General features: G+C 72.8%; 25 protein-coding genes. 10 read left to right on the top strand and 15 right to left on the bottom strand.

The window, feature by feature from the left end:
- The 6 genes from rbbA to FZN60_RS07225 form a co-directional block, all read right to left on the bottom strand.
- A complete protein-coding gene (rbbA, locus tag FZN60_RS07250; RefSeq protein WP_158872631.1) occupies positions 1-2,778 on the bottom strand; it encodes a ribosome-associated ATPase/putative transporter RbbA in 2,778 nt (925 codons plus the stop codon).
- Entirely contained in the window at positions 2,775-3,800 is a 1,026-nt protein-coding gene (locus tag FZN60_RS07245) for an HlyD family secretion protein (protein ID WP_158872629.1), read from the bottom strand. The genes rbbA and FZN60_RS07245 overlap by 4 nt, the downstream gene beginning before the upstream one ends.
- Positions 3,801-4,098: 298 nt before the next feature.
- Entirely contained in the window at positions 4,099-5,454 is a 1,356-nt protein-coding gene (locus tag FZN60_RS07240) for a sensor histidine kinase (RefSeq protein ID WP_158872627.1), read from the bottom strand.
- Positions 5,451-6,119, bottom strand: a complete 669-nt coding sequence (locus FZN60_RS07235; protein WP_158872625.1) for a response regulator — start codon at positions 6,117-6,119, stop codon at positions 5,451-5,453. Before FZN60_RS07235 ends, FZN60_RS07240 begins: the two co-directional genes overlap by 4 nt.
- A 102-nt stretch (positions 6,120-6,221) precedes the next feature.
- On the bottom strand, positions 6,222-6,599 hold the full coding sequence (locus FZN60_RS07230; RefSeq protein WP_158872623.1) for a hypothetical protein: 378 nt from the start codon (positions 6,597-6,599) through the stop codon (positions 6,222-6,224).
- A 60-nt stretch (positions 6,600-6,659) separates the two neighbouring features.
- Complete coding sequence (locus FZN60_RS07225) at positions 6,660-7,151, bottom strand: hypothetical protein (RefSeq protein ID WP_246726630.1); 492 nt, start codon at positions 7,149-7,151, stop codon at positions 6,660-6,662.
- A gap of 219 nt (positions 7,152-7,370) precedes the next feature.
- Between FZN60_RS07225 and FZN60_RS07220 the strand changes: the two genes are divergently transcribed.
- Together FZN60_RS07220 and FZN60_RS07215 are read left to right on the top strand one after the other, a co-directional pair.
- Positions 7,371-7,586 (top strand): hypothetical protein, encoded by a 216-nt coding sequence (locus tag FZN60_RS07220; RefSeq protein ID WP_158872621.1) that lies wholly within the window; start codon positions 7,371-7,373, stop codon positions 7,584-7,586.
- A gap of 167 nt (positions 7,587-7,753) precedes the next feature.
- The gene (locus tag FZN60_RS07215) at positions 7,754-8,017 is read left to right on the top strand and encodes a hypothetical protein (RefSeq protein WP_158872619.1); all 264 of its coding nucleotides are present in this window, start codon (positions 7,754-7,756) and stop codon (positions 8,015-8,017) included.
- 31 nt (positions 8,018-8,048) lie between these two features.
- Here FZN60_RS07215 and FZN60_RS07210 read toward each other — a convergent pair whose 3' ends face one another.
- Positions 8,049-8,624 carry an exopolysaccharide biosynthesis protein gene (locus FZN60_RS07210; protein WP_199266511.1) on the bottom strand — a complete coding sequence of 192 codons (576 nt, stop codon included), beginning with the start codon at positions 8,622-8,624 and terminating at the stop codon, positions 8,049-8,051.
- 134 nt (positions 8,625-8,758) lie between these two features.
- A complete protein-coding gene (gspG, locus tag FZN60_RS07205) occupies positions 8,759-9,229 on the bottom strand; it encodes a type II secretion system major pseudopilin GspG (RefSeq protein ID WP_158872615.1) in 471 nt (156 codons plus the stop codon).
- A 144-nt stretch (positions 9,230-9,373) separates the two neighbouring features.
- On the opposite strand from gspG, the gene FZN60_RS07200 reads away from it, so the two are divergent.
- Entirely contained in the window at positions 9,374-9,877 is a 504-nt protein-coding gene (locus tag FZN60_RS07200; protein ID WP_158872613.1) for a prepilin peptidase, read from the top strand.
- On the opposite strand, the gene FZN60_RS07195 is transcribed toward FZN60_RS07200, so the two are convergent.
- From FZN60_RS07195 to FZN60_RS07165, 7 genes are all read right to left on the bottom strand, one after another.
- Positions 9,865-10,875 carry a type II secretion system protein GspK gene (locus FZN60_RS07195; RefSeq protein ID WP_158872611.1) on the bottom strand — a complete coding sequence of 337 codons (1,011 nt, stop codon included), beginning with the start codon at positions 10,873-10,875 and terminating at the stop codon, positions 9,865-9,867. The genes FZN60_RS07200 and FZN60_RS07195 overlap by 13 nt on opposite strands.
- Before the next feature lie 62 nt (positions 10,876-10,937).
- Positions 10,938-13,055, bottom strand: coding sequence for a type II secretion system secretin GspD (gene gspD / locus FZN60_RS07190; RefSeq protein ID WP_158872609.1), 2,118 nt, complete (start codon positions 13,053-13,055; stop codon positions 10,938-10,940).
- Between the two features lie 113 nt (positions 13,056-13,168).
- On the bottom strand, positions 13,169-13,801 hold the full coding sequence (locus tag FZN60_RS07185) for a hypothetical protein (protein WP_158872607.1): 633 nt from the start codon (positions 13,799-13,801) through the stop codon (positions 13,169-13,171).
- Positions 13,798-14,232, bottom strand: coding sequence for a type IV pilus modification PilV family protein (locus FZN60_RS07180; RefSeq protein ID WP_158872605.1), 435 nt, complete (start codon positions 14,230-14,232; stop codon positions 13,798-13,800). Before FZN60_RS07180 ends, FZN60_RS07185 begins: the two co-directional genes overlap by 4 nt.
- The gene (locus tag FZN60_RS07175; protein WP_158872603.1) at positions 14,229-14,678 is read right to left on the bottom strand and encodes a prepilin-type N-terminal cleavage/methylation domain-containing protein; all 450 of its coding nucleotides are present in this window, start codon (positions 14,676-14,678) and stop codon (positions 14,229-14,231) included. The genes FZN60_RS07180 and FZN60_RS07175 overlap by 4 nt, the downstream gene beginning before the upstream one ends.
- On the bottom strand, positions 14,675-15,922 hold the full coding sequence (locus FZN60_RS07170; protein ID WP_158872601.1) for a type II secretion system F family protein: 1,248 nt from the start codon (positions 15,920-15,922) through the stop codon (positions 14,675-14,677). Before FZN60_RS07170 ends, FZN60_RS07175 begins: the two co-directional genes overlap by 4 nt.
- Entirely contained in the window at positions 15,919-17,727 is a 1,809-nt protein-coding gene (locus FZN60_RS07165; RefSeq protein WP_158872599.1) for a GspE/PulE family protein, read from the bottom strand. The genes FZN60_RS07170 and FZN60_RS07165 overlap by 4 nt, the downstream gene beginning before the upstream one ends.
- Before the next feature lie 110 nt (positions 17,728-17,837).
- Here FZN60_RS07165 and FZN60_RS07160 point away from each other — a divergent pair, with 110 nt between their 5' ends.
- The 7 genes from FZN60_RS07160 (at position 17,838) to FZN60_RS07130 (ending at position 26,015) form a co-directional block, all read left to right on the top strand.
- Positions 17,838-18,932, top strand: a complete 1,095-nt coding sequence (locus tag FZN60_RS07160; RefSeq protein ID WP_158872597.1) for a hypothetical protein — start codon at positions 17,838-17,840, stop codon at positions 18,930-18,932.
- Positions 18,932-19,495: a type II secretion system protein GspM gene (gspM, locus tag FZN60_RS07155; RefSeq protein ID WP_158872595.1), complete on the top strand. Its 564-nt coding sequence runs from the start codon at positions 18,932-18,934 to the stop codon at positions 19,493-19,495. Before FZN60_RS07160 ends, gspM begins: the two co-directional genes overlap by 1 nt.
- Positions 19,492-20,001: a hypothetical protein gene (locus FZN60_RS07150; RefSeq protein WP_158872593.1), complete on the top strand. Its 510-nt coding sequence runs from the start codon at positions 19,492-19,494 to the stop codon at positions 19,999-20,001. Before gspM ends, FZN60_RS07150 begins: the two co-directional genes overlap by 4 nt.
- Before the next feature lie 105 nt (positions 20,002-20,106).
- A complete protein-coding gene (locus tag FZN60_RS07145; protein WP_158872591.1) occupies positions 20,107-20,931 on the top strand; it encodes a hypothetical protein in 825 nt (274 codons plus the stop codon).
- Between the two features lie 205 nt (positions 20,932-21,136).
- On the top strand, positions 21,137-21,745 hold the full coding sequence (locus tag FZN60_RS07140) for an SCO family protein (RefSeq protein ID WP_158872589.1): 609 nt from the start codon (positions 21,137-21,139) through the stop codon (positions 21,743-21,745).
- Between the two features lie 45 nt (positions 21,746-21,790).
- Positions 21,791-24,562, top strand: coding sequence for an RICIN domain-containing protein (locus FZN60_RS07135; protein ID WP_158872587.1), 2,772 nt, complete (start codon positions 21,791-21,793; stop codon positions 24,560-24,562).
- A gap of 526 nt (positions 24,563-25,088) precedes the next feature.
- Positions 25,089-26,015 carry a sulfurtransferase gene (locus tag FZN60_RS07130; protein WP_199266510.1) on the top strand — a complete coding sequence of 309 codons (927 nt, stop codon included), beginning with the start codon at positions 25,089-25,091 and terminating at the stop codon, positions 26,013-26,015.
- Positions 26,016-26,063: the final 48 nt, after the last annotated feature.

Here is a 26,063-nt window from a genome sequence, read left to right as displayed (position 1 = left end):
TCACGCCTCCTGCTTACGCAGGAAGAGCTGCGACAGCACCAGGAACAGGAGCGCGAAGCCCGCCAGCACCAGGATGTTGGGCCAGAGCTCCGCGAAGGGCAGCCCCTTGGTGAAGGCGCCCACCGAGACCGGCTGGTACCAGGCCGGCGGCAGCGCGAGCCCCGTCAGGCGCGCGCCGCCCGACAGCGAGGAGACCGGCACGAGGAGGCCGGAGAAGTTGACCGCCGGGATGACCGACAGGAGGGCCGTCGCGAAGATCGCGGCGACCTGGGTCTTCATGAAGGTCGAGATCAGCTGGCCGAAGCCGGTGGTGGCCGCGACGTAGAACAGGGTGCCGAGAAGGAGCGCCCCGGGCGAGCCCCTCACCGGAACGTCGAAGACCACCAGCGCGATCACGGTCAGGAGCACGAAGCCGATCATCGCGATCAGGATGTAGGGAAGCTGCTTGCCGACCAGGAACTCGAACTTGGTGACCGGCGTCGAGCGGAAGTTGGCGATCGATCCGGTTTCCTTCTCGCGCACCACCGCGATGGCCGACATGATGGCCGGGATCAGGATGAGCAGCAGCATCATGACGCTCGGCACCATGGCGTTGACGCTTCGGAAGGCCTGGTTGTAGCGGAAGCGCGTTTCGACGCTCACGACCTGGCCGGTCGAGGCCGCGCCGGTGCGCTCCAGCGTCAGCTGCTGGGCATACTGGCTGGCGAGACCGGTGACGTAGCCCCGGCTGGTTTCGGCCCGGAACGGCATCGCCCCGTCGAGCCAGACGGCGACTTCCGGCACCCGGCCGGACTGCAGGTCGCGGCCGAAGTCGGGCGGGATCTCCAGGGCGACCTGAACGCTGCCGGCGCGGAAGCGCTCGTCGAGCTCCGCCGCGGAGCGGATCGGCGCTTCCTCGCTGAAGTAGCGCGAGCTCGTGAAGGCCTCGACGAGCTGCCGGCTTTCCGGGCTGTTGTCCTGGTCGAAGGCCGAGAAGCGCAGGTTCTCGACGTCGAACGAGATGCCGTAGCCGAAGGCGATCATCAGGAGGATCGGGCCGAAGAAGGCGAAGGCGATGCGGATGGGATCGCGCAGGAGCTCCATCGTTTCGCGCCGGGCATAGGCCCAGAGCCGGCGCGGATCGAAGCGGCGGCGGGGCGGAGCGGCAGCGGCCATGGGCGCAGGGGCCGCAGGCTCCGGCTCCGGGGCCGTCCGCGCCGGCCGGTCGATGCCGGCGGCCTGTGCGAGATAATCGATGAAGCAGTCTTCGAGCGAGGCGCTGCCGCGCTCGCGCACGAGATCCGCGGGCGTTCCGACCGCGAGCACCTTGCCCGCATGCATGAGCGAGATGCGGTCGCAGCGCTCCGCCTCGTTCATGAAGTGGGTGGACAGGAAGATGGTGACGCCCTCGTCGCGCGACAGGTCGATCAGCGTCCGCCAGAAGGCGTCGCGGGCGATCGGATCGACGCCCGAGGTCGGCTCGTCGAGGATCAGCATGGCCGGCCGGTGCAGGACGGCCACCGCCAGCTGCAGGCGCTGCTTGATGCCCAGCGGCAGGCTGTCGGGCCGCGCGTCCCGAACCGGTTCGAGCTCGTAGCGCTCGAGAAGCTCGGCGATCCGGACGGGGCGATCGCGGGGGGCGAGATGATAGAGCCGGGCGTGCAGCTCGAGGTTCTGCAGGACCGTCAGCTCGCCGTAGAGCGAGAAGCCCTGCGACATGTAGCCGACGTTGCGGCGCGTCTCGAGGTCGTTTCCCCCGACGGGCCGGCCGAACAGCTTCGCGCTCCCCTCGGACGGGGGCAGGAGCCCGGTCAGCATCTTCATCGTGGTGGACTTGCCGCAGCCGTTCGAGCCCAGGAAGCCGAAGATCTCGCCGCGGCCGATGCGGAAGCTGACGTCGTCGACGGCGGTGAAGCCGCCGAAGCGGCGCGTCAGGTGCTCGGCCTCGATCGCCGGAGCGGCGTCGAGGCCGGCTGGCCGCGGGCGCATCAGGACGGGGCGGTGCTGCGCCTGCTTCTCAGGGGGCAGAAGCGCGATGAAGGCGGCCTCCATGTCGGGCCGCCCCGTGCGGGCGAGCAGCTCGGCGGGGCTGCCGGTCGCGATGACCTTGCCCTCGTCCATCGCCACGAGCCATTCGAAGCGCGAGGCCTCGTCCATGTAGGCCGTCGCCACCACGACGCTGAGGCCGGGCCGCCGCGCCCGGATCGAGGCGATGAGGTCCCAGAACTGGCCGCGCGACAGCGGATCCACGCCCGTCGTCGGCTCGTCGAGGATCAGGAGGTCGGGCTCGTGGATCAGCGCGCAGCACAGGCTGAGCTTCTGCTTCATGCCCCCCGACAGCTTGCCGGCAGGGCGGTCCTCGAAGGGATCGAGGCCGGTCGCCGTCAGGAGCTCGGCGATGCGGCGGCGGCGCTCGGCCGCGCCCTGGCCGAACAGCCGGCCGTGGAAGTCGACGTTCTGGAACACGCTGAGGGTCGGGTAGAGATTGCGGCCGAGGCCCTGGGGCATGTAGGCGATGCGCGCGGCCTCGGCGGTCCTGTGGCGGCGCTGTCCCATGTCGCCGCCGAGCGCCCGGACCTGCCCGTCCTGGATCCGCCGCACGCCCGCGAGAAGCGCCAGCATGGTCGACTTGCCGACGCCGTCCGGCCCGATGACGCCGATCATCCGCCCCGCCGGCAGGACCAGCGACACGTCGTCGAGCGCCAGCGTCGTGCCGTAGCGGTGCGAAACGTGGTCGAGGGCGGCGACCTCGGCCGCGTCGCTCGCCCCGACCGCCTCCACCGCGGCGCGCCATCTCATGGCAGCTTCACGGCAAGGTCCGCCGGCCAGGCGACGCCGGGCCGGGTGCGCACGAAGCCGAGGCCGCGCACGCCGGTCTTCACCCGGTCGCGATAGGTCTTCAGAACGTCCGGGTCGATCTGCAGCTTGACCCGGAAGCTCAGCTTCTCGCGCTCGTCCTCGGTCTCGACGCTCTTGGGCGTGAACTGCGCGTCGGCGGCGATGAAGCTGATCGTCGCCGGCACGACGTATTCCGGAACCGGATCGAGGATGATGCGGGCCTCGTCATTCAGCGCGAGCGGGCCGACCTCGGCCGCCGGCAGGTAGATGGTCATGTAGACGTCGCCGAGGTCGAGCAGCGTCAGGACGCGGGTGCCGGCGCCCACCACCTCGCCCTCCCGCGCCAGCCTGTACTGGACGCGGCCCTCGCGCGGCGCCCGCAGCACGAGATCGACCAGCACGGCCTGCAGCCGCTGGACCTCGGCCTCGGCGCTCTCCGCCGTGAACGACGCCTGCTCCAGCTGCGCCCGCGCCGCGTCGAGCGCCGCCTGCGCCGCGTCGGCCTTGGTCCGGCGCTGATCGAAGACCTGCCGGGTCATGTAGCCCTTGTCGACCAGCTCCTTGCCGCGCTCGTAATCGGCCTGTGCGAAGGCGAGGTCGCTGGTGCGCTGGGCGATCAGGGCCTCGGCCTCCGCGAGGCTCTGCTTGCTCGCCAGGACCTGGGCCTGCGCGCCGCGCAGCTGCGCTTCCGTTTCGGGCGAGGCGATCGTGGCGACGATCTGCCCCGCGGCGACCTCGTCGCCCTCGTCGACGAGGAGCTCCGAGATCCGGCCCGCATACTTGGAAGCGACGTCGATCTGGGTCGCCTCGATGCGGCCGTTGGACTTGGCGATCCCCTCCGGCATCGTCTGGCCGCGCAGCCGGTTGATCAGGTCCATCAGGCGCGACTGCGCCACCGCTTCCGACGGCGGAGCGGCCGCGGATGCGACGAGGGCGAGGACGAGGAGCGCGAGACCCGCGCAGAAGCGCCCGGTGCGGCTCATGCCCCGGCCCCCGGCGCTTCCGCCTGCCGAGAACCCGCGCGTCGCCGCGTCGATGGCGCGCGACGGGGAACGGTGAGAGGAAAAAAGAGCAAAGCCGCAGGCGGCGGCGGACGATGCATCATCGCCTCCTCCACTTCTTCTGGTCGCGCTTGATCGTAATCGATGGCGAAGAGACGAGGTCTCCGGCCAGGGAATATTTGGCGAGAACGAAGATCCGACAGCAAATATCTCGTGATTTTGGTGTCGTATCTAATCAGATCTTCGATCGGCGCGATCGGCATCGCTCGCGCCCCTCGGATCAGCCCCTGGCGAGCGGCAGGTGGATCGACACCGCGAGGCCGCCGGACGCGGCGGTGGAAAGCGCGAGCCCGCCGCCGTTCATCTCGGCGATCTCCTGCGCGATCGGCAGGCCGAAGCCGTGGCCGTCGCCGGCCTCGTCGAGCCGCTGGCCGGGCAGGAGCGTGAGGGCCTGCTGCGCGCCGGTGAGGCCCGGACCATCGTCCTCCACCGTCACCCGGACGAGCCGGTCGATGCGCGACGCCGTCACCGCGACGCGCGAGCGGGCGTGTCGGAAGGCGTTGTCGAGGATGTTGCCGAAGAGCTCGTCGAGGTCCTGCGCCTCGACGGCGACCTCGATGTCCTCGGGAATTCCGAGGTCGGCCTGGACGGCGCGTTCGGCATGGATCTTGGTCATGACGGCGACGAGATCGCTCAGCGCCGGGCGCAGGGCGGTCCGCCGACCCGTCGCCTCGCCCAGATGCGCCGCGCGGGCGCGGGCGAGGTGGTGGCGGATCCGCCGGTCGATGTCGGACAAGCCCGCGGCCAGGCTCCCGTCGGCGTCGCGGCCGGGCTCGGCGAGCCGGAGCTGCAGCGCGGCGAGCGGCGTCTTCAGGCCGTGGGCGAGGTTGGCGACGTGGCGGCGCGCATTGGCGAGGCCCGCCTCGTTCTGATCGATCAGGGCGTTCAGCTCCTCCGCCAGGGGCCGAATCTCGGAGGGCTGATCGGCGGGAACGTGGCGCAATCCGCCGGCCCGCACGCCCGCCACGGCCTCGCGCAGCGCGCCGAGGGGCCTGAGGCCGAGGCGAAGCTGGAGATAGGCCGCCCCCGCCAAAGCGGCGCCCAGAAGCGCCAGCGACAGGAGAAGCGGCATCGCCGCCTCGCGCAACGGGCCTTCCACGACCTCGCGCGGCGCCGCCGCGACGATCCGCGTCGCGCCGCCGGGCCGGGGCAGGACGAGCTCGCGATAATGGAGCGGCTGCCCGGAGGCGTCGGTTCCCTCGCCGGGGCGCGGCTCGGGCGCGCCCTCGCGGCGGCGTCCGGGCGGCCGGCGGCGGGCATCGGGCGGCGGGAGGTCGAGCCCCTCGCCGCTCTCCCAGCGCCGGCCGTCCGGCGCGTCGACCAGCCAGCGCCAGCCGGCGTCCGGATCGGCGAAGTCGGGAAGGTCGAAGGCGCGCGCCGGGTCGAGCGAGCCGTCCGGGCGCAGGGCGCGGGCGAGAACGGTGATCTGCGCGTCGAGCCGGCGGTCGAGGCCGTCGACCACGAAGCGCTCCAGCACCTGCCCGATCGCGAGGGCCGCGAAGACGAGGGCGGCGAGCGTCGTCAGCGCCGCGAGCCCCAGCATGCGCCCGAACAAGGAGCGCGGCAGAAGCCTCATTCCGCGCCGTCCGCCGCCAAGCGATAGCCCCGCCCGCGCACCGTCTCGATCATGGCGGCGCCGATCTTGCGCCGGAGCCGGCCGACGATCACCTCGATCGAATTGGAATCGACGTCGGCGTTCATCTCGTAGACCCGCTCGATCAGTTCGGCGCGTTCCACGACGGCGCCGTGCCGGAGGGCAAGGGCGGACAGGACGCGCCACTCGAAGGCCGTCAGCTTCAAGGGCAAGCCGTCGAGCTCGAAGGTGCCGAGCTGCGCGTCGAAGGCGAGCGGCCCGCAGCGGATCCGCGCCTCGGCATGGCCGGAGGCGCGCCGCACCAGCGCGCGCAGGCGCATCACCACCTCCTCGATGCGGAAGGGCTTGGTCAGGTAGTCGTCGGCGCCGGCCTTGAAGCCCTCGACCTTGTCCGACCAGCCGTCGCGCGCGGTGAGGATGAGGACGGGCAGCCGGCGCCCGGCGGCACGCCAGCCCTTCAGCACCGAAACGCCGTCGCGCTTGGGCAGGCCGAGGTCGAGAACGGCGGCGTCGTAGAGCTCGGTTTCGCCGAGATGGGCGGCGTCCTCGCCGTCGCGCGCCACGTCGACGGCGAAGTTCTCCTGGCGGAGGTGACGGGCGATGCCCTCCGACAGGACACGATCGTCTTCGACAAGAAGCACGCGCATGGGCGACACGATCCGAAACGAACGGGATGGCCGGCCGCGAAGCACGCGGCCGGCCGGGATCATCTATCTAGGCTTGCGTCCCGACGGCGGGAGGCGGGAGGCTCAACCGCGCGGCGCGACGCGGTCGAGAAGCGCGCTCGCGAGGTCGGCACAGGCCTTCATCGGCTCGTCGTCCGGGCACTTCACGTCGATGCCGCGGCCTTCGCCGAGATCGACCCGGATATGCCCTGCCTTGGAGGGCGGCGGGGGCGGCGGGCCGTCGCGGTCCGCCCGCGGGCCCGGTCCGCCGCGCTCGCCGCGATCACCGCGCTCGCCACCCTTCGGGCCGCCGCGCGGGCCTTCGGGCGGCGGCGGGGCCATGCCGGGATCGGCGGCGCCGGCCGCAGCGGGCGGGGGCGGCGGAGCGGCGGCCGAATCCTGCGCGAAGGCGGCGCCCGCGAGCAGCGAGAACATCGAGGCGGCGATAACGAGGGTCTTCATGGTCGGTCTCCTTGAAAGCGCGCCGGGCGCGCGGGGGTCGATCAATGGGAAGAAAAGGGATCAGGGCCGCTCGTGCGGGGGACGCGGCGGCGGGGCCGGTCGCAGCTCCTCGACGGCGCCGTCGGCGCGCTGGAGCGAGCCGGCGCGCAGGGACCCCTTCTCGAAGCGTCCCTGCACGGTGACGGTCTCGCCGGCCGCGACCAGCTGTCCGCCTTCGCCGCGGCGCCCGGTCTCGACCAGGGCGCGGCCGGTGGCGTCTTCCAGGACGAACTTGTTGCCGAAGATTTCGGCGACCCGTCCCTGGAGTTCGACCCGCTCGCCCTCGTTCAGCTGAGCGACCGGGGTGGCGCCCAGAGCCGGATCGAAGGTGGCGGGCTCGGGTTGGAGGGCGCTCCAGCCGGCCGCGCCGGCTCCCGCCCCGATCGCGAGAAGCGCCGCGCCGGTAAGGGCGGCGGTGGCGGTGCGGCGGCGGCGCGCCGGGTGGAGGAGGCCGCGCCGGGCCGCGTCCGGCTCCGTCGCGGGCGTGCCGGACGGGTCGTTGCTGATGGTCATCTCCGTCTCCTGTTGGTCGGTGATGACGTCGTTCTAGCGGGCGGCCCCCGTCGCCCTCCTGAACCGGCCGGTTCAGGTTCCGTTCAGCTTTTCGGGCTCGCCGGCGTGGCCGCGCATTCGCGGCCCTGCGACCCGCCGTCGTCGAAATGACAAGAACAAGACATGAACGCGTAAGCTTCGCGTGGCATGATCCGGACACCCGAATCAGGAGCCTCGATCATGTCATCCGCCCCCACCTGCCCGAGCCCGCGCGCGTCCACCAACGCCGACTTCGAGGCCAGCGTCGAGGCCGCCGCGGCGGCCTGCGGGGGCGACATGCGCGAGGCCGTCTGGGAACTGCTCCTGCGAAACGCCTGGCTCGAACGCGAGGTCGACCGCCTGGCCGGCGCCGTGTCGTGCGGCTATGTCCGCCGCCACCCGGCAACGACGTCTTGACCGTGGGAGGCTCGACGGAGAGCGTCGGGCGGTTCGTGATCCGCGCGGCCGGGAGCCGGCGCTTCGACCGGGCGAGCCGGCCCCGGCCTCGCGCCGTCGCGGAACCCGAGCCGGCCGCCGAAGCGTTGGTGGTCGTCACCTCCCGTCCCGCACGACCGAGATCCACCATGTCCGGCAAACTCGTCCTCGTCTCGATCCTCGCTCTCCTGGCGTCGGGCTGCGCGACCCTGTCTCCGCAGGAGCTGCGCGCCATGGACGAGCGCACCTGCCGCGGCTACGGCTTCCGCCCGGGCACCTCGGCCTTCGCGGAATGCCTGCAGCGGATCGACCTCAACCGCCAGGCCGACCGGCGGGCCAGCCTCTACGGCGACGGGTTCTACGGCCGCGGCGTCGGCATCGGGCTCGGCGTCGGCATCGGCCGCGGCTGGTAGACGGGCCGGGGCGCGCGTCCGCGAGCAATCGTCAGCCCCCGCCGCCCGCGAGGATGCCGATCCCGACCGCGAAGGCGCCGATCGTGAGCAGATAGGCGGCTCCCATCAGGAGGCCGTCGCGCACCAGGATCGCCAGGCCGAACGCCGCGACCGCGACCATCGGCGCGGTGCTGGCGAAGGGGATGAGCTCCAGGAACGGAACCGTCGCGGCGAGCACGATGCAGGCGAGCGCCGCGACCTTCATCGAGACGGGCGTGACCAGCGCCTTCAAGCGGCCGTGGAACCAGCGGTCCATCCACCTCGCCACGGGCCGCATCTTCGAGGTCGCGCCGCGCATCCTGTCGGAGGAGACGGACGCCCGCCGGAGGAAGCCGGGGAGCCAGAGCGTCCCGCGCCCGGCGACGATCTGCACCGCGAAGAGGCCGATGATCAGCGCCAGGACGGTGGGCACGCCGGGCACGCCGCCGATGGGCGACATCTCGATGAGAGCCGGCACGAGGAGAAACGGGCCGTAGCTTCGGTTTCCGAAGCTTTCCGTCAGGTCCTCAAGGGAGACTTCGGACGTCTCGTTCGCCGCCTCGTCGATCGCGTCGAAGATGTCGCCCACGGAGCTTGGTTCATTCGCCATGTGGCCGCGAACGACGCCCCGAAGGATCTCGTTCCCGCTTGGAGACCTTCGGCGATGCGCCGCACAAGGCCGAGCGCCGCCGCCGATAATCCTCTCGATGATGCCCGGCGCCGTCAGTTGGCGGAGGCGATGTCCGCGTCTTCGCCCTCGCCGCCCGGCTGGCCGTCGCGGCCGAGCGAGGTCACGCGATAGGTCACGCCCGTGCTCTCGTAGGCATAGGCGCGGCCCCAGGGATCGGCGAGGCCCGAGGCGTTCTTGAGATAGGGCCCGTTCCAGTTCGGCGCGCCGCGGTTCTCCACGAGGGCGGAGAGGCCCGCCACCGGGTCGGGATAGCTGCCCGTATCGAGGAAGTAGAGCTCGAGGGCGCTGGAAATGTTGCGGACCTGGACCGAGGCGGTGTCCGCCTTGGCCGCGCCGACATAGCCGAGGACGCGCGGGCCGACGAGGGTCGCGACCAGGGCGATGATCGCGAGAACCACGAGAAGTTCGACGAGCGTGAATCCAGCCTCGGTCTCGCCTTCCGAAGCGCGGCCGGGCGCCTTGCTCGCCCCCGTCGCGGCCCCGTTCGTCGCGTATCCCGTCATGGTTGAACCTCCGGTGCCCGCGCACCCAGCCGCCTGCGGGCACGAGGCGCGGCGGCGCGTGAACGTCTGTGGCCACGACGCTACCGCTGCGCGCTTGCGATCTGGTAAAGCGCCCCACGCCCGGGTTGCGGTTGAGGAGGGATCATGGAGTACGGCGCCTCGCTCGGTCCGGACGGCCCCGCGACCCCGCCGCTGCTTCTCGCGCTTTTCCTGTGCCTCCTCCTGTGGGCGGCGCTTTCGGACGCGCAGCGCGGGATCATCCCGAACGCCTGCAACGCGGCGATCGCCGCGCTCGGCCTTCTCGCCGCGGTCCTGCCGGGGGGCGTACCGCTTCTGGCCTCCCGGCTCCTCGACGCGGGGCTCGTCGGCGGGCTGCTCCTCGCCCTGCGCGCGCTGCACCGGCGACGGCGCGGCACGGTCGGGCTCGGGCTCGGCGACGTGAAGCTGCTGGCCGCCGGAACGCTCTGGCTCGGCCTGTCGGGCCTGTTCCTGGCGCTTCTCCTTGCCTGCGTCGCGGCTCTCCTGCAGGTCGCGGTTCTGCGCGTCGCCGGGCGGCCGGTCGGCCGGGCGACGCGGCTGCGCTTCGGGCCGCACCTCGCCCTCGGCCTCGCCGTCGTCCTCGTTCTCGACGCCGCCTACTTCGCCTGAACCTCGCCGAGCGCGGCCGACAAGGCGGCGCAGAAGCCCTCGCCCGCGTCTCCTGTCGCGCCGGTCGTGACCTCGTCACCGAGCGGGGGCAGTCGCGACCAGCGCAGCACGCGAACCGCACCGCCGGCGCCGTCGCGGAAGCTGACGAGCGCCCGCCGCCCGGCGCCGAGGCTCCCGTCGGCGCGGAACAGTTGCGTCTCGACGGCGAAGTCGAGGCGCGGGCTCTGCGCCAGCCAGCGCGAGAGCGAGGGCTCCCCGTCCGCCTCGGCCGGCAGGAGCGCGCGCGCACGCCTGTTCATCGCGGTCAGGTCGACCGCCGCGCGCGGATTGTTGACGGTGAGGAGCGCGCGCACCCGCCAAGCCTCGGCGGCCGAGGGAAGCTGGCCGATCTCCTCGACATCGGCGAAGGGCGCGTTTCGCGGTCCCCAGGCGAGCCCACGGGCCGCATAGGCCGCAGCCTCGCCGATACCCGTTCCCGTCGGCGCGTCGTCGGGATCGCGGAAGTCGACGATCTCCTCGGCGAGCCGGCCGGCGGCGAGGCCGTCGAGCCCGGCGGCGGCAAAGATGGCGGCGAGCATGGCGGCGGGCGCGCCGTTGAGGTCGACGAGCCCGCCCTGGTCGGACACCGACACCACGAGGCGCGCGCCGGCACCGACCGGGCAGTCGACCGGCGTACCGTCGACGGGCAGCGGCAGCGCGGGCGGCGGTGGGCGCGGCGGAGCCTCGGCGGTGGTGACGGCCATGGCGGGACCGGCGCCGTCGAGCACCTGTCCGCCCGTGGCGCCGGTCGTCGCCGCCGGGCGCAGGGCGTCGGCGGCGAACAGGGCGGCGCCGTCGACGACGGCCTGGAGGCGGGCGGCATCCTGGCGGTTCGCCGCCTGCAGGAGATGCAGCCGTGCCTTCACGGCGAAGCTCGCGGAGACCGCGACGAAGAGGACGACGACGGCGAGCACCGCGACGAGAACAAAGCCGGCCTCGCCGCCCGCCTCATCCGGCATTTCGGATCCCTGCCGCGGCCCGCTCCCCTCCACGGCGCCCCTCGCGCGCTGCCGGCCGCCGCTCAGCGCGCGATGCGCTGGACGGGAGTCTCGCCGCGGCTCATGTCGAGGCCGAGGCGCGACAGGCCCTGGCGGAACTCGCGGGTCACGGCCTGCGCCTCCGAGCCGTTGCGCATGACGCGCGGGCGGATGAAGATCACGAGCTCGGTGCGCACCACGGCGTCGGTGCGGTTGCGGAAGGCCGGGCCGAGCACCGGGAGCTGGCCGAGCACGGGAACCGCTTCGGTGCCGCGCTCGCGCTTTTCCTGGACGAGGCCGCCGAGCGCGATCGACTGCCCGTCCTCGACCACGACGGTGGTCGCGATCTTGCGCTGGCGGATGGTCGGCGAGTCGATGCCCGAGCTCGTGGTGCGCACCACGTCGCTCACCTCCTGCTCGATGTTGAGGAGGACGTTGCCGTTCGAGTTCACCCGCGGCGTCACCGACAGGATGACGCCCGTGTCCTTCATCTCGATCCGGTTGACGATGGGCGCGTCGGCCGAGCCCTGCGTCGAGGTGGCGGTCTGCGTCACCACCGGCACCTGGTCGCCGATCTGGAGGCGGGCCGTGCGGTTGTCGAGCACGGTCAGCGTCGGCGAGGAGATGACCTTGACCTTGGTGATCGAGGACAGGGCGTTCAGCGCCACCTGGAAGTTCACGTTGGAGAAGAAGTAGGAGAAGCCGGGCGCGACGGTTGCGATGGTTCCGGAGGCGGCGTCCGTCAGCCTGGCCTTGCCGTTCGAGCTCTCGAAGAACCAGCGCAGACCGAAGCGCAGCTGGTCGTTCAGCGTCACCTCCGCGATCACCGCCTCGACCAGCACCTGGTTGGCCATGCGGTCGGAGGACGTCAGCACCGGCAGGATGCGGTCGTACTGCGCCTTCGTGGCCACGATGATGAGGGCGTTGTTGGGTTCGTCGGCGACGACGCTGACCGGCCCGCCCGACAGCGTCGAGACGCCGGCCGAGCCGGCCGCCGGATCGGCGTCCTCGCCGTTCGCGTTTCCGTCGCCAAGGCCGATCGCGCTGCGAAGCGGCGTCAGGCCACCGGCGACGCCGTCCGCCCCTTGAACCCCCGAGACCATGCCCTGGACGATCGCCGCCAGCTCCTTGGCCGGCCGGTTCTCCACGCGGTAGACGAAGGTCTGAGGCGCGTTCGCCGCCGCCACCTGGTCGAGCTTGAGGATGTAGGATCGGGCCCGCTCGATGTAGCGCGGGTTGGCGGAGATCACGAGGATCGCGCCGAGTTCGCGGCTCGGCAGGAAGCGCATCGCCCCTTCCATCGGGCCGTTGGCGCCGCCGAACAGCTCCTCCAGCTGCTTGGCGATGGCGCCGGGGTCGCCGCCGCCCGAAAGCGGGTAGATCGCCGCCGACATGCCGCGCATCCAATCGGTGTCGAAGAGCTGCACCGCTTCCTCCATGGAGCGGATCTCCTCGGCCGTGCCCGACAGGACCAGGATGTTCCGGGTGCGGTCGGCGCGGATGACGCCGGCTGGCGCGATCGGCGCGAGGATGCGCTCCATCTCGGCGGCCGAGATGGACACGAGCGGCACGATGCGCGCGCCCTTGCCGACCTGGACGCTGCCGCGCGAGGCGAAGGACAGGCTGCCCGTCGTCATGGGATCCTGCGAGGCCGCGATGCGGTAGACCTCGCCGACCTTGACGATGGCGAGGCCCTTCGTGGCGAGAACCGACTGGAAGCTGTCGACGAGCGCCTGCTTGGACACGGGACGGGCGGTCTGAAGGGTCACAGTGCCCTGCGCCTCGTCGGCGATGACGTAGTTGGCGCGCAGGATTTCCGTGAAGATGGTGCTGGCGGCGACCGCCAGCGGCACGTCGACGAGGTCGAGCGTCACCGTCTGGCCGTTGTCGCGATACAGCGGCCCGCGCATCACCGGCGCGCCGGTGGCAAGACGCACCTCGCCCGGCAGCGAGCGCGAGGGCGCGCCGTATGCCGACGGCATGGCCGGCGCGCCCGCGAAGGGCCCCCGGGGATGGCCGAGCGAGCGCGTCGCCTCCAGCCCGGAGCGCCCGCCGCCCTCGCTGGCGCAGCCGGACAGAAGGACGCAGAGCGCCAGGGACAGGGAGAAGCCGCGCTCCCGTCTCCTGGCGCTCTGCGTCCTTCTTGCCTGCCTGTCCGCCATGCCGATGCCTTCCGCTTGGAGGAGAGATCGGCGCGCCGAGCCGCCCTGCCCCCGCCGAGGTTGTCCTTCGGCTTAGGCCTCTAGCTTGGAATGGACCTTACGCCGGCCAACGATCAGCCCGCCGACCCGTCGGACGGCGCCGGCGCGGCGAGCGGATGGACGAGAAGCGGCGCGAAGCGGCGCGGGTCGCCGGGCGGCAGATCCATTTGGATCTGCAGGAGCGCCGGCAGGGTTCCGCCCGTTCCGTCCCACGTGTCGGACCAGCCGGCATGCGCTGCCCCGCGATAGGCAAGGCGCAGCCCCGCGATGCCGTCGAGGAGCACCACCGGCTCGCCGACCGGGCTCGCGCCCGCGCGCGCGACGGCGCGACGCTCGACGAGGGCGAGCCGGCCGCCGGGACCGGGCTCGGCCGAGAGCGTGATCTGCGACAGGCCGCCGGCCTCCAGCAGCGGATCGGCCGGCGCCACGAAGCGGACCGCCGCTCCGGTGCCGTCGAGGCGCGCGACGGCGCCGAGGGGCAGGCTCGCCACCGCCTCGCCGATCACGGCGTTGAGATGCTGGCGCACTGCCGCCACCTCGTCCGCGCCGGCAAGGCGGGCAGCGACGGGCGCCATGCGCCGGATCGCATGGATGCCCTCCCCGATGAACAGCGCGACGAGCGACAGGAGCGCCATCGCCACGAGGAGTTCAACGAGCGTGGTGCCGGCCTCCCCGTCTTCCGCCGCGGCCTTGACGGGCGCGCTCACGGCGCCCCCTCCCGGGCCAGAACGAGGGTGACGAGGAGCGGGGCGGCGGGATCGGCCGGCCTGTCCGGCGCGGGGGCGACGGCGACGGCGAGGCGCAGGAGCCGCGCGGCGCCCTCCGGCGTAGGCACGCCGGCGCCGGCCACGGCTCCGACCTCGACCGCCCAGGCGATCCCCTCGGCCTCGCCGCGCGTCAGCCCCGCGTCGAGGGCCCCGCGCGCGCGGAACTCCTCCAGGAGCGAGCGGGCGAGGTCGAGCCGCGCTTCCCGCCCCGCGCCCTGCGCGATCATCCCCGTGGTGTCGGCGAAGGCGCGCAGCATGGCGAGGCTGACGAGGGCGAGGATGGCGAAGGCGACGAGGACCTCGACGAGGGCGAAGCCCGCCTCGCCGTCGTCCGCCTCGGGTCCCTCCCGCGCTTCGGCGGCGCGCGTCACGGACGGGCCTCCCGCACCGCGCCGGTCAGCCAGTCGACCATCACGGTGCGGCGCACCGCGCCCGCGGCGATCTCGATCCGCCCGCCGGTCGAGCGCCCGTCCGGCAGAAAGGCGACGGCCGCGCCGCCCGGCATGCCCGCGGCCTCGCGGGCCGTGACGAGGTCGAGCGTCACGCCTTCGGGAAGCGCGACGGGCGCCGCCCCCTCGCGCCGGACGGCGCCCGGCTCGAAGACGAGGCGGGCGAGGCGGCCCGTGCGGATGGCGTCGATCCGGGTGCGGGCGAGCTCGGCCGCGACCGCGTCCGTCGTCGCGGCGACGAGGCGGCCGGGCCGCCCCTCGGCCATCGACAAGGCGCCCGCCGTCGCCGCCAGGGACACGAGCGCGAGCACCACCAGCATCTCCGCCAGCGTGAAGCCCGCCTCACCCGCTTCGCTTGGCGCGCTCATCGAACCGCGAGGTCGTTGACGGACAGGATCGCGCTCATGATCGACAGGATCAGCGCGCCGATCACGAGGCCGAGGATGCCGGTGATCGCCGGCGTCATCACCGCGAAGAGCCGGCCGATGCGCGTCTCGACGGCCTCCTCGTGGAGGTGCGCGGCGTGGAGCAGCATCTGCGGCAGGCGGTTCACCTCCTCGCCGGTCGCGATCATCTGGAGCGTCAGCGGCGACAAGGGACCGAGGCGCGACAGGGCGGCGGCGAGCCGCGCGCCTTCCGGCACGCGCCGGGCGGCCTCGGCCAGGGCATCGCGGAAGGCGCGGGTCTTGGGGATGCGGCGCGCCACCGCGAGGGCGGCGGGCACCGGCACCTCGGCGGCGAGAAGCGTGCCGAGGACGCGCGCGAGCCGCGCCGCCTCGACGCCGACGAGAACGGGGCCGAGGAGCGGGCTCGTCAGGAGCAGCCGCTCGCGAAAGGCCAAAAAGCCCGGCCGACGCCAGAGCGCGGCGAGGATCGCGACGCCGGCGCCGAGCGTTCCGAGGACGAGCGGCCAGTGGGTCGCAAGGACGCCTTGCACGCCCTCGACGAGCCGGATCACGGCCGGCTTCTCGACGCCCGGCTGGTCGAAGAGCGGCGAGAGCGAGGGGACCAGGACGCCGACCACGAGCCCGACGATGCCGCCCGCCATGACGAACAGGAGGGCCGGATAGATCAGCGCCGAAACAACGGTGCGCCGCACCGCCTCGCGCCGCTCCAGCGAAACGGCGTAGTCGGCGAGGACCCGGCCGAGCGAACCCGTCGCCTCGCCCGCCGCCGCCATCTCGACCATCTCCGCGGGAAAGGCGGCGGGATGGGCGGCGAGCGCTCGCGAGAACGGGCGGCCGGCGAGGACGTCGGCGAGCACGGCGGCGAGCGGCGCCTTGAGGCTCTTCGGTGCCTGGCGATGGGCGAGGCGCAGCGCCCGGTCGACGGTAAGCTCGGCGCCGAGCAGCGTCGACAGGTCCTTGACCAGGGCCAGCCGGTCGGCGCCCCTGATGCGCGTGCCCCCCGTGCCGAAGAGGTCGCGCCGCCAGAAGGGCTCCGCGGCAGGCACGGCTTCGAGCGTCAGGAGCCGGGCGCCGTTCGCGCCCGCCCGCGCCGCGGCTTCAGTGCGGCTCGCCGCCTCGACGTGCCCCGAGCGGCGGCGCCCGCTCGCGTCGATCGCCTCGAAGCGGAAGCGCGTGGCGGCGGGGGCGGGCGCGGGCCGGCTCACGCCGCCGCCCCGCTCGCCGCGTCCAGCCGCGTCTCGTCCGGCGGGGCGCGCAGATCGACGTGGCGCAGGACCTCGGACAGGCTGGTCTGCAGCGCCAGCACGCGGTCGATCCCGTGATCGGCGAGGGTGCCGAGGCCGCTCGCGCGCGCCTGCGCTTCCAGCGCGGCCTCGCCGTCGCGCGCCGAGATGCGTGTCCGGAAGGCCTCGTCGACGTCGATGCCTTCCGCGATCACCGCCCGGCCGCGATAGCCGGTGCCGCTGCAGGCGGGGCAGCCGGCGGGATGGGCGAGGGTCAGCGTCGGGGCGCCCTTCAGCGCCGGCCGCCGCCGCTCCAGGAGACGCCGCTCGGCCGGGGTCGCGGGGGACATGCGCCGGCAGTCCGGGCAGAGCAGGCGCACGAGGCGCTCGGCGAGGATGCCGTTGAGGGTCGCGGCGAGGAGATAGGGCTCGACGCCCATGTCCGAGAGGCGCGTGACGGCGGCGGCGGCCGAGTTGGTGTGGAGCGTCGAGAGCACGAGATGGCCGGTCAGGGCCGCCTGGACGGCGATGCGCGCGGTCTCGCCGTCGCGGATCTCGCCGATCATCACGACGTCCGGGTCCTGGCGCAGGATCGAGCGCAAGGCCGCCGTGAAGTCGAGGCCGATGCCCGCATGGGTCTGGACCTGGGCGATGCCGGGCATGCGGTATTCGACCGGGTCCTCCACGGTGACGATCTTGCGCCGCCCGTCGTCGAGGCGCGCGATCAGGGTGTAGAGCGTCGTCGTCTTGCCCGAGCCGGTCGGGCCGGTGACGAGGACGATGCCGTTCGGCCGCTCGGCCATGCGCTCCACCCGGGGCCCCAGGACGGCGGGAAAGCCCAGCGCCGTGATCGAGCCGGCCTCGCGCCCGCCCTGCCCCTGGCCGAGGAGGCGGAGCACCAGCGCCTCGCCGTTGGCGGTGGGCAGCACGGACACGCGCACGTCCACCTCGCGCCCGCGGTCGACGCTCGTCATGCGCCCGTCCTGCGGCAGGCGGCGCTCGGCGATGTTGAGCCCGGCGAGGATCTTGATGCGGGTGACGAGGCCGGTATGCACCGCCTTCGGATAGGTCTCGGGTCGCACGAGCACCCCGTCGACGCGGTACCGCACGGCGAGTTCGGTCTCGCCCGGCTCGACGTGGATGTCCGAGGCGCCGAGCTCGAAGGCCGTGCGCAGGAGCGCGCCGGCGAGGCGGATGATCGGCGCCTGGCGCGCCGCGTCCTCCAGCCGCTCGGTGTCGCCGCCGCCGAACTCCTCCGCCTCACCTTCGGCCTCGCCGCCGTCCTCGTCGCCGTAGAGGGCGCGGAAGGCCGCGTCGAAGGCGTTCGGGCCGATCACGCACAGGCGGGCGGCGGGGCCGAGACTGTAGAGCAGGCTTTCGCGCAGGCTCTCGCGGAACGGATCGGCCAGCGCCACGCGGGGCGCATCGCCCGCTTCCAGCGGCAGCACGCGGCAGCGCCGGCAGTAATCGCGCGGCAGCGCCCGAGCGAGCACCGGCTCCGCCAGCCGCTCGCCGGGCTCGGCTGGGGGAAGGCCGGTCCAGTCGGACAGGGCGACGACGAGATCGGCCTCGGACAGGAGGCCGAGCTCGGTCAGAACCACCGGCAGCGAGCCCGCCGCCTCCAGCCCGGCGCGGGCGCGCTCGGCGGCGTGGGGCTCGATCGCCCCGCTCGCGCGCAGATGGTCGAGAAAGGTTGCGGCGTCGAGGCGCGCGTCGGCGCGTAGCGCACCCCCGCGCCGGTCCTCGACCACAGCCTTCGGTCGCCGTTTCGAAGCCCAGACCCGCATGTGCCGCCGCTCGGTTCTCCCGCTCGGCGCGAGGTTCGGCGATCGTGCTTAACAAAGGGTCAAGCACTCCTCCGCGACAATGGCACCACCGGAACGGGAAGGGCACGAGCGTGGCGGCGGGCGGAGCGGAAGCGGCGGACACGGAGCGGCGGAGCCTCGCCGAGCTCGCGCAGGCGGGCTTCGCCTGGTGGCTCGGGGAACTCGCCGACATGGTGCCAGCGCGATTGAAGGCGCGGGCGGGCTTCGCGCGGCCCGCCGCGTTCGACTGCGTGCTCCTGCCCGACGGGCGCGCCCTCGCGCACCGAGCCGAGCGGGGCCGCGACCTCGCCGATCCGGCGGGCGAGGCGTTCGCGGCGAGCCTCGCGGCGCTCGCGGAGCAAGCCGGCCGCGACCGCTCGGTGCGGCTCTCGGTGCCGGCGAGCCTATGCCTCCTGCGCCACGTCGCGATCCCGGCCCGCGCGTTGCCCCATGCCGGCGCCCTCCTGCGCCACGAGATCGAGGCGCTCCTGCCCGATCCGCCGGAGGACATCCTCTGCGACTGGTACGTCGAAACGGAGGACCGGGCGAAGCGGCAGCTCATCCTGCGGCAGGTCGTGCTCCTGCGCCCGCGCATCGCGGCGGTCGAGACGGCGCTGGCTCGAGCCGGGCTCGTTCTGTCCCGCATCACGGTCGGCGAGGCGGAGCGGCGGCCGGTGCCAGTGGACCTTCTGGCCGGGCGCCCCTTCGGCGTCGCCGCCTGTCTCGCCGGCCTGCCGCTCGCGGCCAAGCTGATGCACGGGCTCGGCGTTCTCCTGCTCGTCGCCGCGCTTTTCATCGCTTCCGGCCGGCAGGCCGAAACGCTGGAGGCCATGGCCGAAACGCGGGCGAGCTATCCGCGCCCCTCGCCCGCCGCCCTGTCCGCTTCGGCGGCGGCGGACTTCCTGGACGAGACCGCGCGGGCCCCGGGCGCCACCCGCCTCCTCGACGTGGTGGCGACGCGCCTTCCGGCCGGCGCCTTCGTCAGCGCCGTCTCGCTGTCGGACGGCATTCTGTCCGTGTCCGTGGCCGGCCCCGGCCGCGGGAACGCCGCGGCGGCCCTGAGGGCCGAGCCGCTCTTTGCCGCGGTGGAACCGGTCGGGAGCGGCGACGGGGCGGTTCTCGCGCTGTCCGTGACGCTCGCGCCGCCCGGCGCTCCGGCCACGAACGGCGCGGAGGATGCGCGGTGATGGCGGCCTTGCCCTTGCTGGAGCGCCCGCTGGCGCGCCGCCTCGCCGCGCTCCTGCTTCTCGGGCTGGCGCTCGTCCTGTTCGCTCCGCTCGTTACCGGCCCCGTTTCGGACTGGCAGGCGAAACGCGAGGCGGTGGCCGAGGAGCGCCGAGTGCTCGACCGGATCGCCCGCCTCGACGCGCGACGGGCGGCGGTTGCCGCGCTCGCCGCCCGGCCGGATCCGCCTGTCCTCCTCGCCGCCGACAGGCACGGCGCGCTCGCCGCGCTCTCGGCGCGCGTCGCCCGCGCCGTGCCGCCGGGCGGCCTGACGCTCGCCGCCAACCAGCCGCTGGATGAGGGGGAGACCGTGCCGGGCCTGCCCGTCCGCGTGATGGTTCAGTTCACTTCGACGCCGGCCGGCTTCTACGCCTTCGTGCGCGAACTGGAAACGAAGCCGCCCTTCGTGCGCGTCGACAGCTTCAGCACCGCCCTCGTCAGCGATCCGAAGAGCGCCGAGCCCGCGCTTCTCGCCGGCAGCGCGGAACTGTCCCTCGTGCCGCCGATCCGCGCGGTGGCGCCGTGAGCGTGGCCGAGCCGCAGGAGGATGCGCGCCCTGGTCGGCGGGCGATGGCGCCGGCCGAGCGCCTCGCCGCGCTCGTCTTCCTTCTCGCTTCGGCCCTCGCCGCCTCGGCCGCCCTCGCGCCGCTAGACGCGGGGCCGAGCCCGGCGCCCGATGCGCCGCTCGCCCCCCGCCCGGCGACGACGGGCGAGCCGAGCCGCTTTCTCGCCGCCGTGCCCTTCGACCCCGCCCGCCGCCCCGCGGCGGGGAGCGAGCTGCTGCCGGTCCCGCCGGCGCTCGAGCCGGCCGGGCAGGCCGCGGCGGCGGTCCCGGCGAGCGCGCCGGTTCTCGCCGGTGTCCTCGTCGGCGACGGACGTCGCAAGGCCATGTTCGAGGGCGCAGGGGGCGTCTGGCAGGAGGAGGGAAGCCTTGTCGGGGACTGGACGGTCGCGGCGATCGAGCCCGGTGCCGTGGTTCTGCGCCGGCTCGGGGAGGAGCGGCGCCTGCGCTCGGTCGACGCCTTGCGCTAGACAGCCTCCGGTGGTGCTCGCGAGGCGCGATTAACCCGGACGAAGCGTTTCGCGTAAAGGATGTAGGCCCCGCAACCCGGCCTCGCCCAGCCTCGACGGAAGGTCATGACCCTCCCAGCATCAGCCGTGCCCTCGCGGGCCTTCGCGGGCGTTCCGGGGATCGCATCCACGCTTCTCGCCTGCCTGTGCCTCTGCCTCCTGTCGCCGCCGGCCGCGATGGGGGAGATGGCGACGGACGGCCTGCGCCTCTCGGTCATGCCGGATTTCGCCAGCGCCGTGGCGAGCCTTGCGCCGATATCCGTGGTGCCGGCGGACAACTCCTGGTACGTCGCGCCGCTGACGGCCCGCAACGCGCTTCTCGTGATCCATCTGATCGGCCTGTCCGTCGGCTTCGGCAGCGCCCTCGTGCTCGACGCCTGGATCCTGCGCTGGATGGTGCAGGGCCGGGTGCCGCCGGAGATCGGCTCGTTGTTCCACGTTCTGGGCGGCGCCGTGGTGGCGGGGCTCGCCCTGCTCTGGATCTCGGGGCTCGGCTTCCTGATCCTCTACGCCGCGACCGATCCGGCCAAGCTCGCCAACGCCAAGCTCTACGGCAAGATCGGCATCGTCTGCGTCCTCACCCTCAACGGCGTCGCGCTGCACAGGGCGATCCTGCCGATGACCTTGACCGACCTGTCGCGCCCGATGTTTTCCGATCTCGCCCCGCGCGCGAGACGTGCCGCCCTCGTCTGCGGCTCGCTGTCCGGTGCGTCCTGGGTCGCAGCCTTTCTGCTCGGCATCCTGCGCGAACTGAACGGGCGCATCGCGTTCTGGGAGGTCATGGCCCTTTGGTGCGCCCTGGTGCTCTGCGCCTTCGCGCTGGCGAGCCTCCTGATGGGCGGGGCTGCACGGCACTGGGCGCGGGTTCCCGCGGCGCCGGCCGTCGCCTGACCGGATCGATCCGTCGAGGATCGGGGCGGGCGGGCTCGGCTCTCCTCCGCCGTCACGCCGCGCGTCCGAGCCGATGCCGACCGGGATCAGCTTATCCGATCGGCAACCATTACACGCAAAGGTAGGTGGCGCAGCAAGGGTTGCTTCATAGCCGGCTCGGTATCCAGGTGGCGACCGCCAATCGACCGGGTGCCCGATGACACGATTGCCAACCCTGCTCGCGGCCCTGTTCGCCGCCGTCCTGTCGGCCGCCGCCCCTGCCGCGGCGGATCCCGTGGCCGTGCCCGCCTCGGCCCCCGTCGCTCCCCTCGGAACCGTCGACGGTGCCGGCCGGCCCTTCGACCTCGCGGCGACCGGCAGCGATTTCAGCCTCGTCTACTTCGGCTACACGCACTGCCCGGAGATCTGCCCGACCTCGCTCTTCGAGATGAAGGCGGCGATCGATCGTCTCGACCCGGCCGCGCGCGCCCGGATCACGCCGGTCTTCGTCACCCTCGATCCCGTCCGCGACACGCCGGCCGTGATGTCGGCCTATATCGCGCCGCTCGGCGGGAACTTCGTCACCGTGTCCGGCACGCTGGAGGTCATCGACCGCCTCGCCTGGGCCTATCAGGTCGTCGTGGTGCGCAACATCGAGGCGAGCCGCGACTACACGGTCGACCATACGACCTCGGTTCTGCTGCTCGGGCCCGGCGGGCGCGTCGTCGAGCGGTTCCCCTACGAGATGGACTATCGCGAGGTGTCCCGCCGCATCGCCGGCCACCTCGCCGCCGCGGCCGAAGCGTCGAGCGACCCGGCCGGGCCGCCGGCCTGACGGTCCCAGCCCCCAATTCCCACCAGCAAGAGGACACGGATACCCATGATCGATACCGCACCCTCCGCGCCGCGCCTGCTGCGCCGGCGGCCGGGACTGGCAGCCGCGCTCGCGGCGGCGCTTCTCGGCGCCGGCGCGGCGCCCGCGCTCGCCCAGGCCAATGTCGAGGGCCAATGGACGCCCACCGTCGATTGGCCGATGGTGGCGATCCACGCCGCCGTCCTGCCGGACGGCAAGGTGATGACCATGGGCGCGACGCCCGGAGGCGCGCAGGGCGGCTTCGACTTCGACGTCTGGGACCCGAGGCGGGGCCTCGGCTCCGACGCACACGTGACGAAGCCCAACGTCGTCAACATGGACTCCTTCTGCGCCGCGACCGTCCTCCAGGCCTGGAACGGCCAGCTGATGATCGTCGGCGGCGGGACGGTGAACCAGGACGACACCTTCAAGACCGGCCGCTTCTCCTGGAAGAGCCAGACCTTGGAGACGGCCGAGCGCGCGCGCTATCCGCGCTGGTACGCCACCACGACGACGCTGCCCGACGGGCGGATCCTCATGCAGGGCGGCGGCCCGGCCTATGCCAACCACACCGATTCGAGCGACGTCGCCGAGATCTACACGCCCGGCCAGGGCTGGCGGACGCTCCAGGCGACGCTCGTCCAGCGCGCCAACAATGGCGGCGGCGAGGAGCGCTGGTATTACCCGCGCATGTGGCCGGTGGCCGGCAACAAGGCCGTCGTGATCGCCGGCAAGGTGATCTACGAGCTGGGCTACGAGGGCAACGGCTCGATCGGCAACTTCCAGACCTTCAACCGGCCGAACTGGGGCGCGACCTCGACGGCCGTGATGTACGCGCCCAAGAAGGTGCTGCAGGTCGGCGGCGGCGGTCCCGTCGCCGACGTCGAGGCGCCCGCTGGCTCGAAGCTCGCCTCGACCATCGACCTGTCGCGCCGCCCCTACGCCGTCGCCGACACGGCGCCGATGCGCTTCGGCCGGCACTGGCCGACAGCCAGCGTCCTGCCGAACGGTGAGGTGCTGGTGATCGGCGGCTCGGAGGGCAACAACGGCTGGAACTACCGCGCCGAGACCGCCGCCTACAATGCCGAGGTCTGGAATCCGGCGACGGGCCAGTGGCGCACGCTCGCCCGTTCGGCGACGCCGCGGCTCTATCATTCCGCCTCGCTGCTCCTGCCGGACGGGCGCGTCTTCGCCGGCGGCGGCGGCGTGCCGGGGCCGGTCTACGGCAAGAGCGCCGAGGTCTTCTCGCCGCCCTACCTCTTCGGCCCCGACGGCCGGCCGGCCGCGCGCCCGGTGATCGCCAGCGAGCCCGGCATCGTGCGCCTCGGCCAGTCCTTCGAGGTCCGGGCGACGAGCGGGCGGCCGATCTCGCGCTTCACGGTTGTGAAGACCGGCGCCGTGACCCACGGCCTCAACATGGACCAGCGTTTCCTGGAGCTTCCCTTCAGCGGTGGCAACGGCGTCTTCCGCGTCTCGATGACGGCGGACCCGATCGACGCGACGCCCGGCTACTACATGCTGTTCGCGCTGGACGACCGCGGCGTGCCGTCCGTCGCCAAGATGCTGCGCGTGCCCTCGCCCGTCGGCGACAACGGCGAGGCGCCCCCGGCAGGCGCCGCGCAGACCGAACAGGCCGATCTCCTGGCCTGGGCGAAGTGCGCCGACGAGGACGGCACCTGCGCCGTTCCCGCCCCTGCCGCGGGACCCGCCTTGGTGCGCTACGGCGTCGAGGGCGCCTGGACCGCACCCCGGAGCGTGACGGGGCAGATCGCCTGTACCAACGCGGTCTTCGGCGATCCAGTGCCGGGCACGATCAAGACCTGCCAGGTCGCCCGCGCCGGGAGCACGACGCCCACGACCCCGACGACACCGACCACCCCGACGACGCCCACCGATCCGGCGGTCGCCGGGTTGCCGCCGGCCGCGCCCGCGCCGCTCGTTGCCGCCCATTCCAAGCTCTGCCTGTCGGTCAAGGACGGCTCGCTCGCCGACGGCGCCAACCTCGTGCAGGAAACCTGCCGCGCCGGCGCGGCGGTGCAGACGTGGGCCTGGCAGCCGGCCAATGGCGGCTACATGCTGGTCAACAACCAGTCGAAGAAGTGCGTCGACGTCTTCGACTTCAACCCGGCCGACGGCACGCGCCTCGTCCAGTGGGGCTGCCATGGCGGCGACAACCAGGTCTGGACGGCCCGCGCCACTCCCGCAGGGGCGGCGATCGTCTCCAAGATGACCAACAAGTGCATGGACGTCTCCGGCCTTTCGGCCGCCTCGGGCGCGCAGGTCTGGCAGTGGAACTGCCTGAACGCCGCCAACCAGGCCTGGAGCGCGGGCGGGGCGGGAAGCGACCAGCCGCCGGCGCCGGAGCCTCAGCCGCCGATCGTCGCGGTGCATTCCAAGCTCTGCTTGTCGGTGAAGAACGGATCGAGCGCCGACGGCGCGGAGCTGATCCAGGAGACCTGCCGCCCCGGCGCGGCGATCCAGGGCTGGACGTGGCGGAAGGCGAACGGCGGCTACCTTCTGGTCAACAACCAGTCGAACAAGTGCGTCGACCTTCTCGACGGGCGCCGGACAGACGGCGCCAAGCTCGGGCTGTGGACCTGCAACGGCAACGCCGTGCAGGTCTGGACGCCCAGAAGGACCGGGGCGGGAACGGCGCTCGCCTCGGCCTTCAGCGGAAAGTGCATGGACGTCGCGGGCATCTCGGCGGCGTCGGGCGCGCAGGTCTGGCAGTGGAGCTGCCTGAACTCGGCCAACCAAGCCTGGAGCCTCGGCAACGGCGCGGCGATCCCGACCAACTGAGCGGCATCGTCGAGCGAAATCGGTATCATGGATGCGGGGCCTTGCGGCCCCGCATCCATGTCATGGCCGGCCTTCGGCTCCCCAACCCCTCAACCACGCTGGTCCGCCGTTTCATCGAGGCGCACCGGGATGGCGGCGACATCGGCTCGACGAGACCGCGCATCGAACGGTGTTGAAGGCGATCGATCCGCTCCGCCCGAACGAGTGTCGAGCCGCCAAGTCTGCGAAGAACGACAGGATGCGCAGCGGTCGTATGGCGGTCGCCTGGCAAGGCTCGCGGTGATCAGGGCGCCGAACGGCGGGATTTTTTGTCTACAATGATTGTCGATTGAGTGGTTTGTTCCTCGCGGATAGCGTTCGGCTTCTCTAGCGTTCCAATCGACGGTTGCCGATGAGTCGAGCGCCTCCCGCCCGGCGGGCAGGACGCGGCGACTGACGACGACCCGCCTCGGCGGCACCGTCATGCCCCGGCTGCCAGCGGAACCGCCGCTGTCAGCCCCGACAATCGATGATTCGAAGGACGATCATGCCCCCCTCCGCCCGCATCCTCGTCTCGGCCGCCGCGCTCCTGGCCGCCACCTCCTCGGCCTTCGCGCTCGACGCGCCGGCCGGACCGCTGGTCACCACCGATTGGCTCGAGACCAATCTCGGCGATCCTGATCTGCGCCTCATCGAAGTCTCCGTCGACCCCGGGACCTTCGAGCGCGGCCACATCGAGGGCGCCCAGAACGTCGTCTGGCACACCGACCTCGTCGATCCCGTCCAGCGCGACATCGCCGACCGCGAGTCCTTCGAGGCGCTCGTCCAGAAGCTCGGGATCGATGAGGATTCCACCGTCGTTCTTTACGGCGACAACAACAACTGGTTCGCCGCCTGGGGCGCCTGGGTGTTCGACACCTACGGGATCGACGTGAAGCTCCTGGACGGCGGCCGCAAGAAGTGGGAGGCCGAGAACCTGCCGCTGACGACGCGCGTGGCGAGCGTCGCGCCGAGCGAGATCGCCCTTCCCGAGCGCGACGAGGCGCTCAGGGCGCGGCTCGCCGACGTTCTCGCCGTCGCCAAGGGAGGGCGCGAGGGAACGATCGTCGACATCCGCTCCCCGGACGAATATTCGGGCAAGGTCTTCGCGCCGGAGGGCTCGCAGGAGCTGTCGATCCGCGCGGGCCACGTCCCCGGCGCGATCAACGTGCCCTGGTCGACCGCGGTCGCCGAGGACGGCACCTTCAAGCCGGCCGAGGAGCTGAAGCGGATCTACGCCGAAAAGGGCATCGACGGGTCGAAGCCGACCATCGTCTACTGCCGCATCGGCGAGCGCTCCAGCCACACCTGGTTCCTGCTCTCGAAGATCCTCGGCTACGACGTGAAGAACTACGACGGCTCCTGGACCGAATACGGCAACTCCGTCGGCGCTCCGATCGTGAACGTGTCCAACACGGTCTGGACCGGCAAGTAGTCGCGCGTCCGACCTCCCGCCGGCGCAAGGTCCGGGGCCCCGCGCGGC

This window comes from Antarcticirhabdus aurantiaca (genome assembly GCF_009765365.1).
Lineage (GTDB): Bacteria > Pseudomonadota > Alphaproteobacteria > Rhizobiales > Rhizobiaceae > Antarcticirhabdus > Antarcticirhabdus aurantiaca.
Note: the sequence above shows the minus strand (reverse complement) of the source record. Positions and strands in the feature narration are given on the sequence as shown.

What these genes read in the sequence shown, in the direction of transcription:
- rbbA (WP_158872631.1), bottom strand. Translation starts at nt 2,778, where the DNA reads ATGAGATGGCGCGCCGCGGTGGAGGCGGTCGGGGCGAGCGACGCGGCC.
- FZN60_RS07245 (WP_158872629.1), bottom strand. Translation starts at nt 3,800, where the DNA reads ATGAGCCGCACCGGGCGCTTCTGCGCGGGTCTCGCGCTCCTCGTCCTC.
- FZN60_RS07240 (WP_158872627.1), bottom strand. Translation starts at nt 5,454, where the DNA reads ATGAGGCTTCTGCCGCGCTCCTTGTTCGGGCGCATGCTGGGGCTCGCG.
- FZN60_RS07235 (WP_158872625.1), bottom strand. Translation starts at nt 6,119, where the DNA reads ATGCGCGTGCTTCTTGTCGAAGACGATCGTGTCCTGTCGGAGGGCATC.
- FZN60_RS07230 (WP_158872623.1), bottom strand. Translation starts at nt 6,599, where the DNA reads ATGAAGACCCTCGTTATCGCCGCCTCGATGTTCTCGCTGCTCGCGGGC.
- FZN60_RS07225 (WP_246726630.1), bottom strand. Translation starts at nt 7,151, where the DNA reads ATGACCATCAGCAACGACCCGTCCGGCACGCCCGCGACGGAGCCGGAC.
- FZN60_RS07220 (WP_158872621.1), top strand. Translation starts at nt 7,371, where the DNA reads ATGTCATCCGCCCCCACCTGCCCGAGCCCGCGCGCGTCCACCAACGCC.
- FZN60_RS07215 (WP_158872619.1), top strand. Translation starts at nt 7,754, where the DNA reads ATGTCCGGCAAACTCGTCCTCGTCTCGATCCTCGCTCTCCTGGCGTCG.
- gspG (WP_158872615.1), bottom strand. Translation starts at nt 9,229, where the DNA reads ATGACGGGATACGCGACGAACGGGGCCGCGACGGGGGCGAGCAAGGCG.
- FZN60_RS07200 (WP_158872613.1), top strand. Translation starts at nt 9,374, where the DNA reads ATGGAGTACGGCGCCTCGCTCGGTCCGGACGGCCCCGCGACCCCGCCG.
- FZN60_RS07195 (WP_158872611.1), bottom strand. Translation starts at nt 10,875, where the DNA reads ATGCCGGATGAGGCGGGCGGCGAGGCCGGCTTTGTTCTCGTCGCGGTG.
- gspD (WP_158872609.1), bottom strand. Translation starts at nt 13,055, where the DNA reads ATGGCGGACAGGCAGGCAAGAAGGACGCAGAGCGCCAGGAGACGGGAG.
- FZN60_RS07175 (WP_158872603.1), bottom strand. Translation starts at nt 14,678, where the DNA reads ATGAGCGCGCCAAGCGAAGCGGGTGAGGCGGGCTTCACGCTGGCGGAG.
- FZN60_RS07165 (WP_158872599.1), bottom strand. Translation starts at nt 17,727, where the DNA reads ATGCGGGTCTGGGCTTCGAAACGGCGACCGAAGGCTGTGGTCGAGGAC.
- gspM (WP_158872595.1), top strand. Translation starts at nt 18,932, where the DNA reads ATGGCGGCCTTGCCCTTGCTGGAGCGCCCGCTGGCGCGCCGCCTCGCC.
- FZN60_RS07145 (WP_158872591.1), top strand. Translation starts at nt 20,107, where the DNA reads ATGACCCTCCCAGCATCAGCCGTGCCCTCGCGGGCCTTCGCGGGCGTT.
- FZN60_RS07135 (WP_158872587.1), top strand. Translation starts at nt 21,791, where the DNA reads ATGATCGATACCGCACCCTCCGCGCCGCGCCTGCTGCGCCGGCGGCCG.
- FZN60_RS07130 (WP_199266510.1), top strand. Translation starts at nt 25,089, where the DNA reads ATGCCCCCCTCCGCCCGCATCCTCGTCTCGGCCGCCGCGCTCCTGGCC.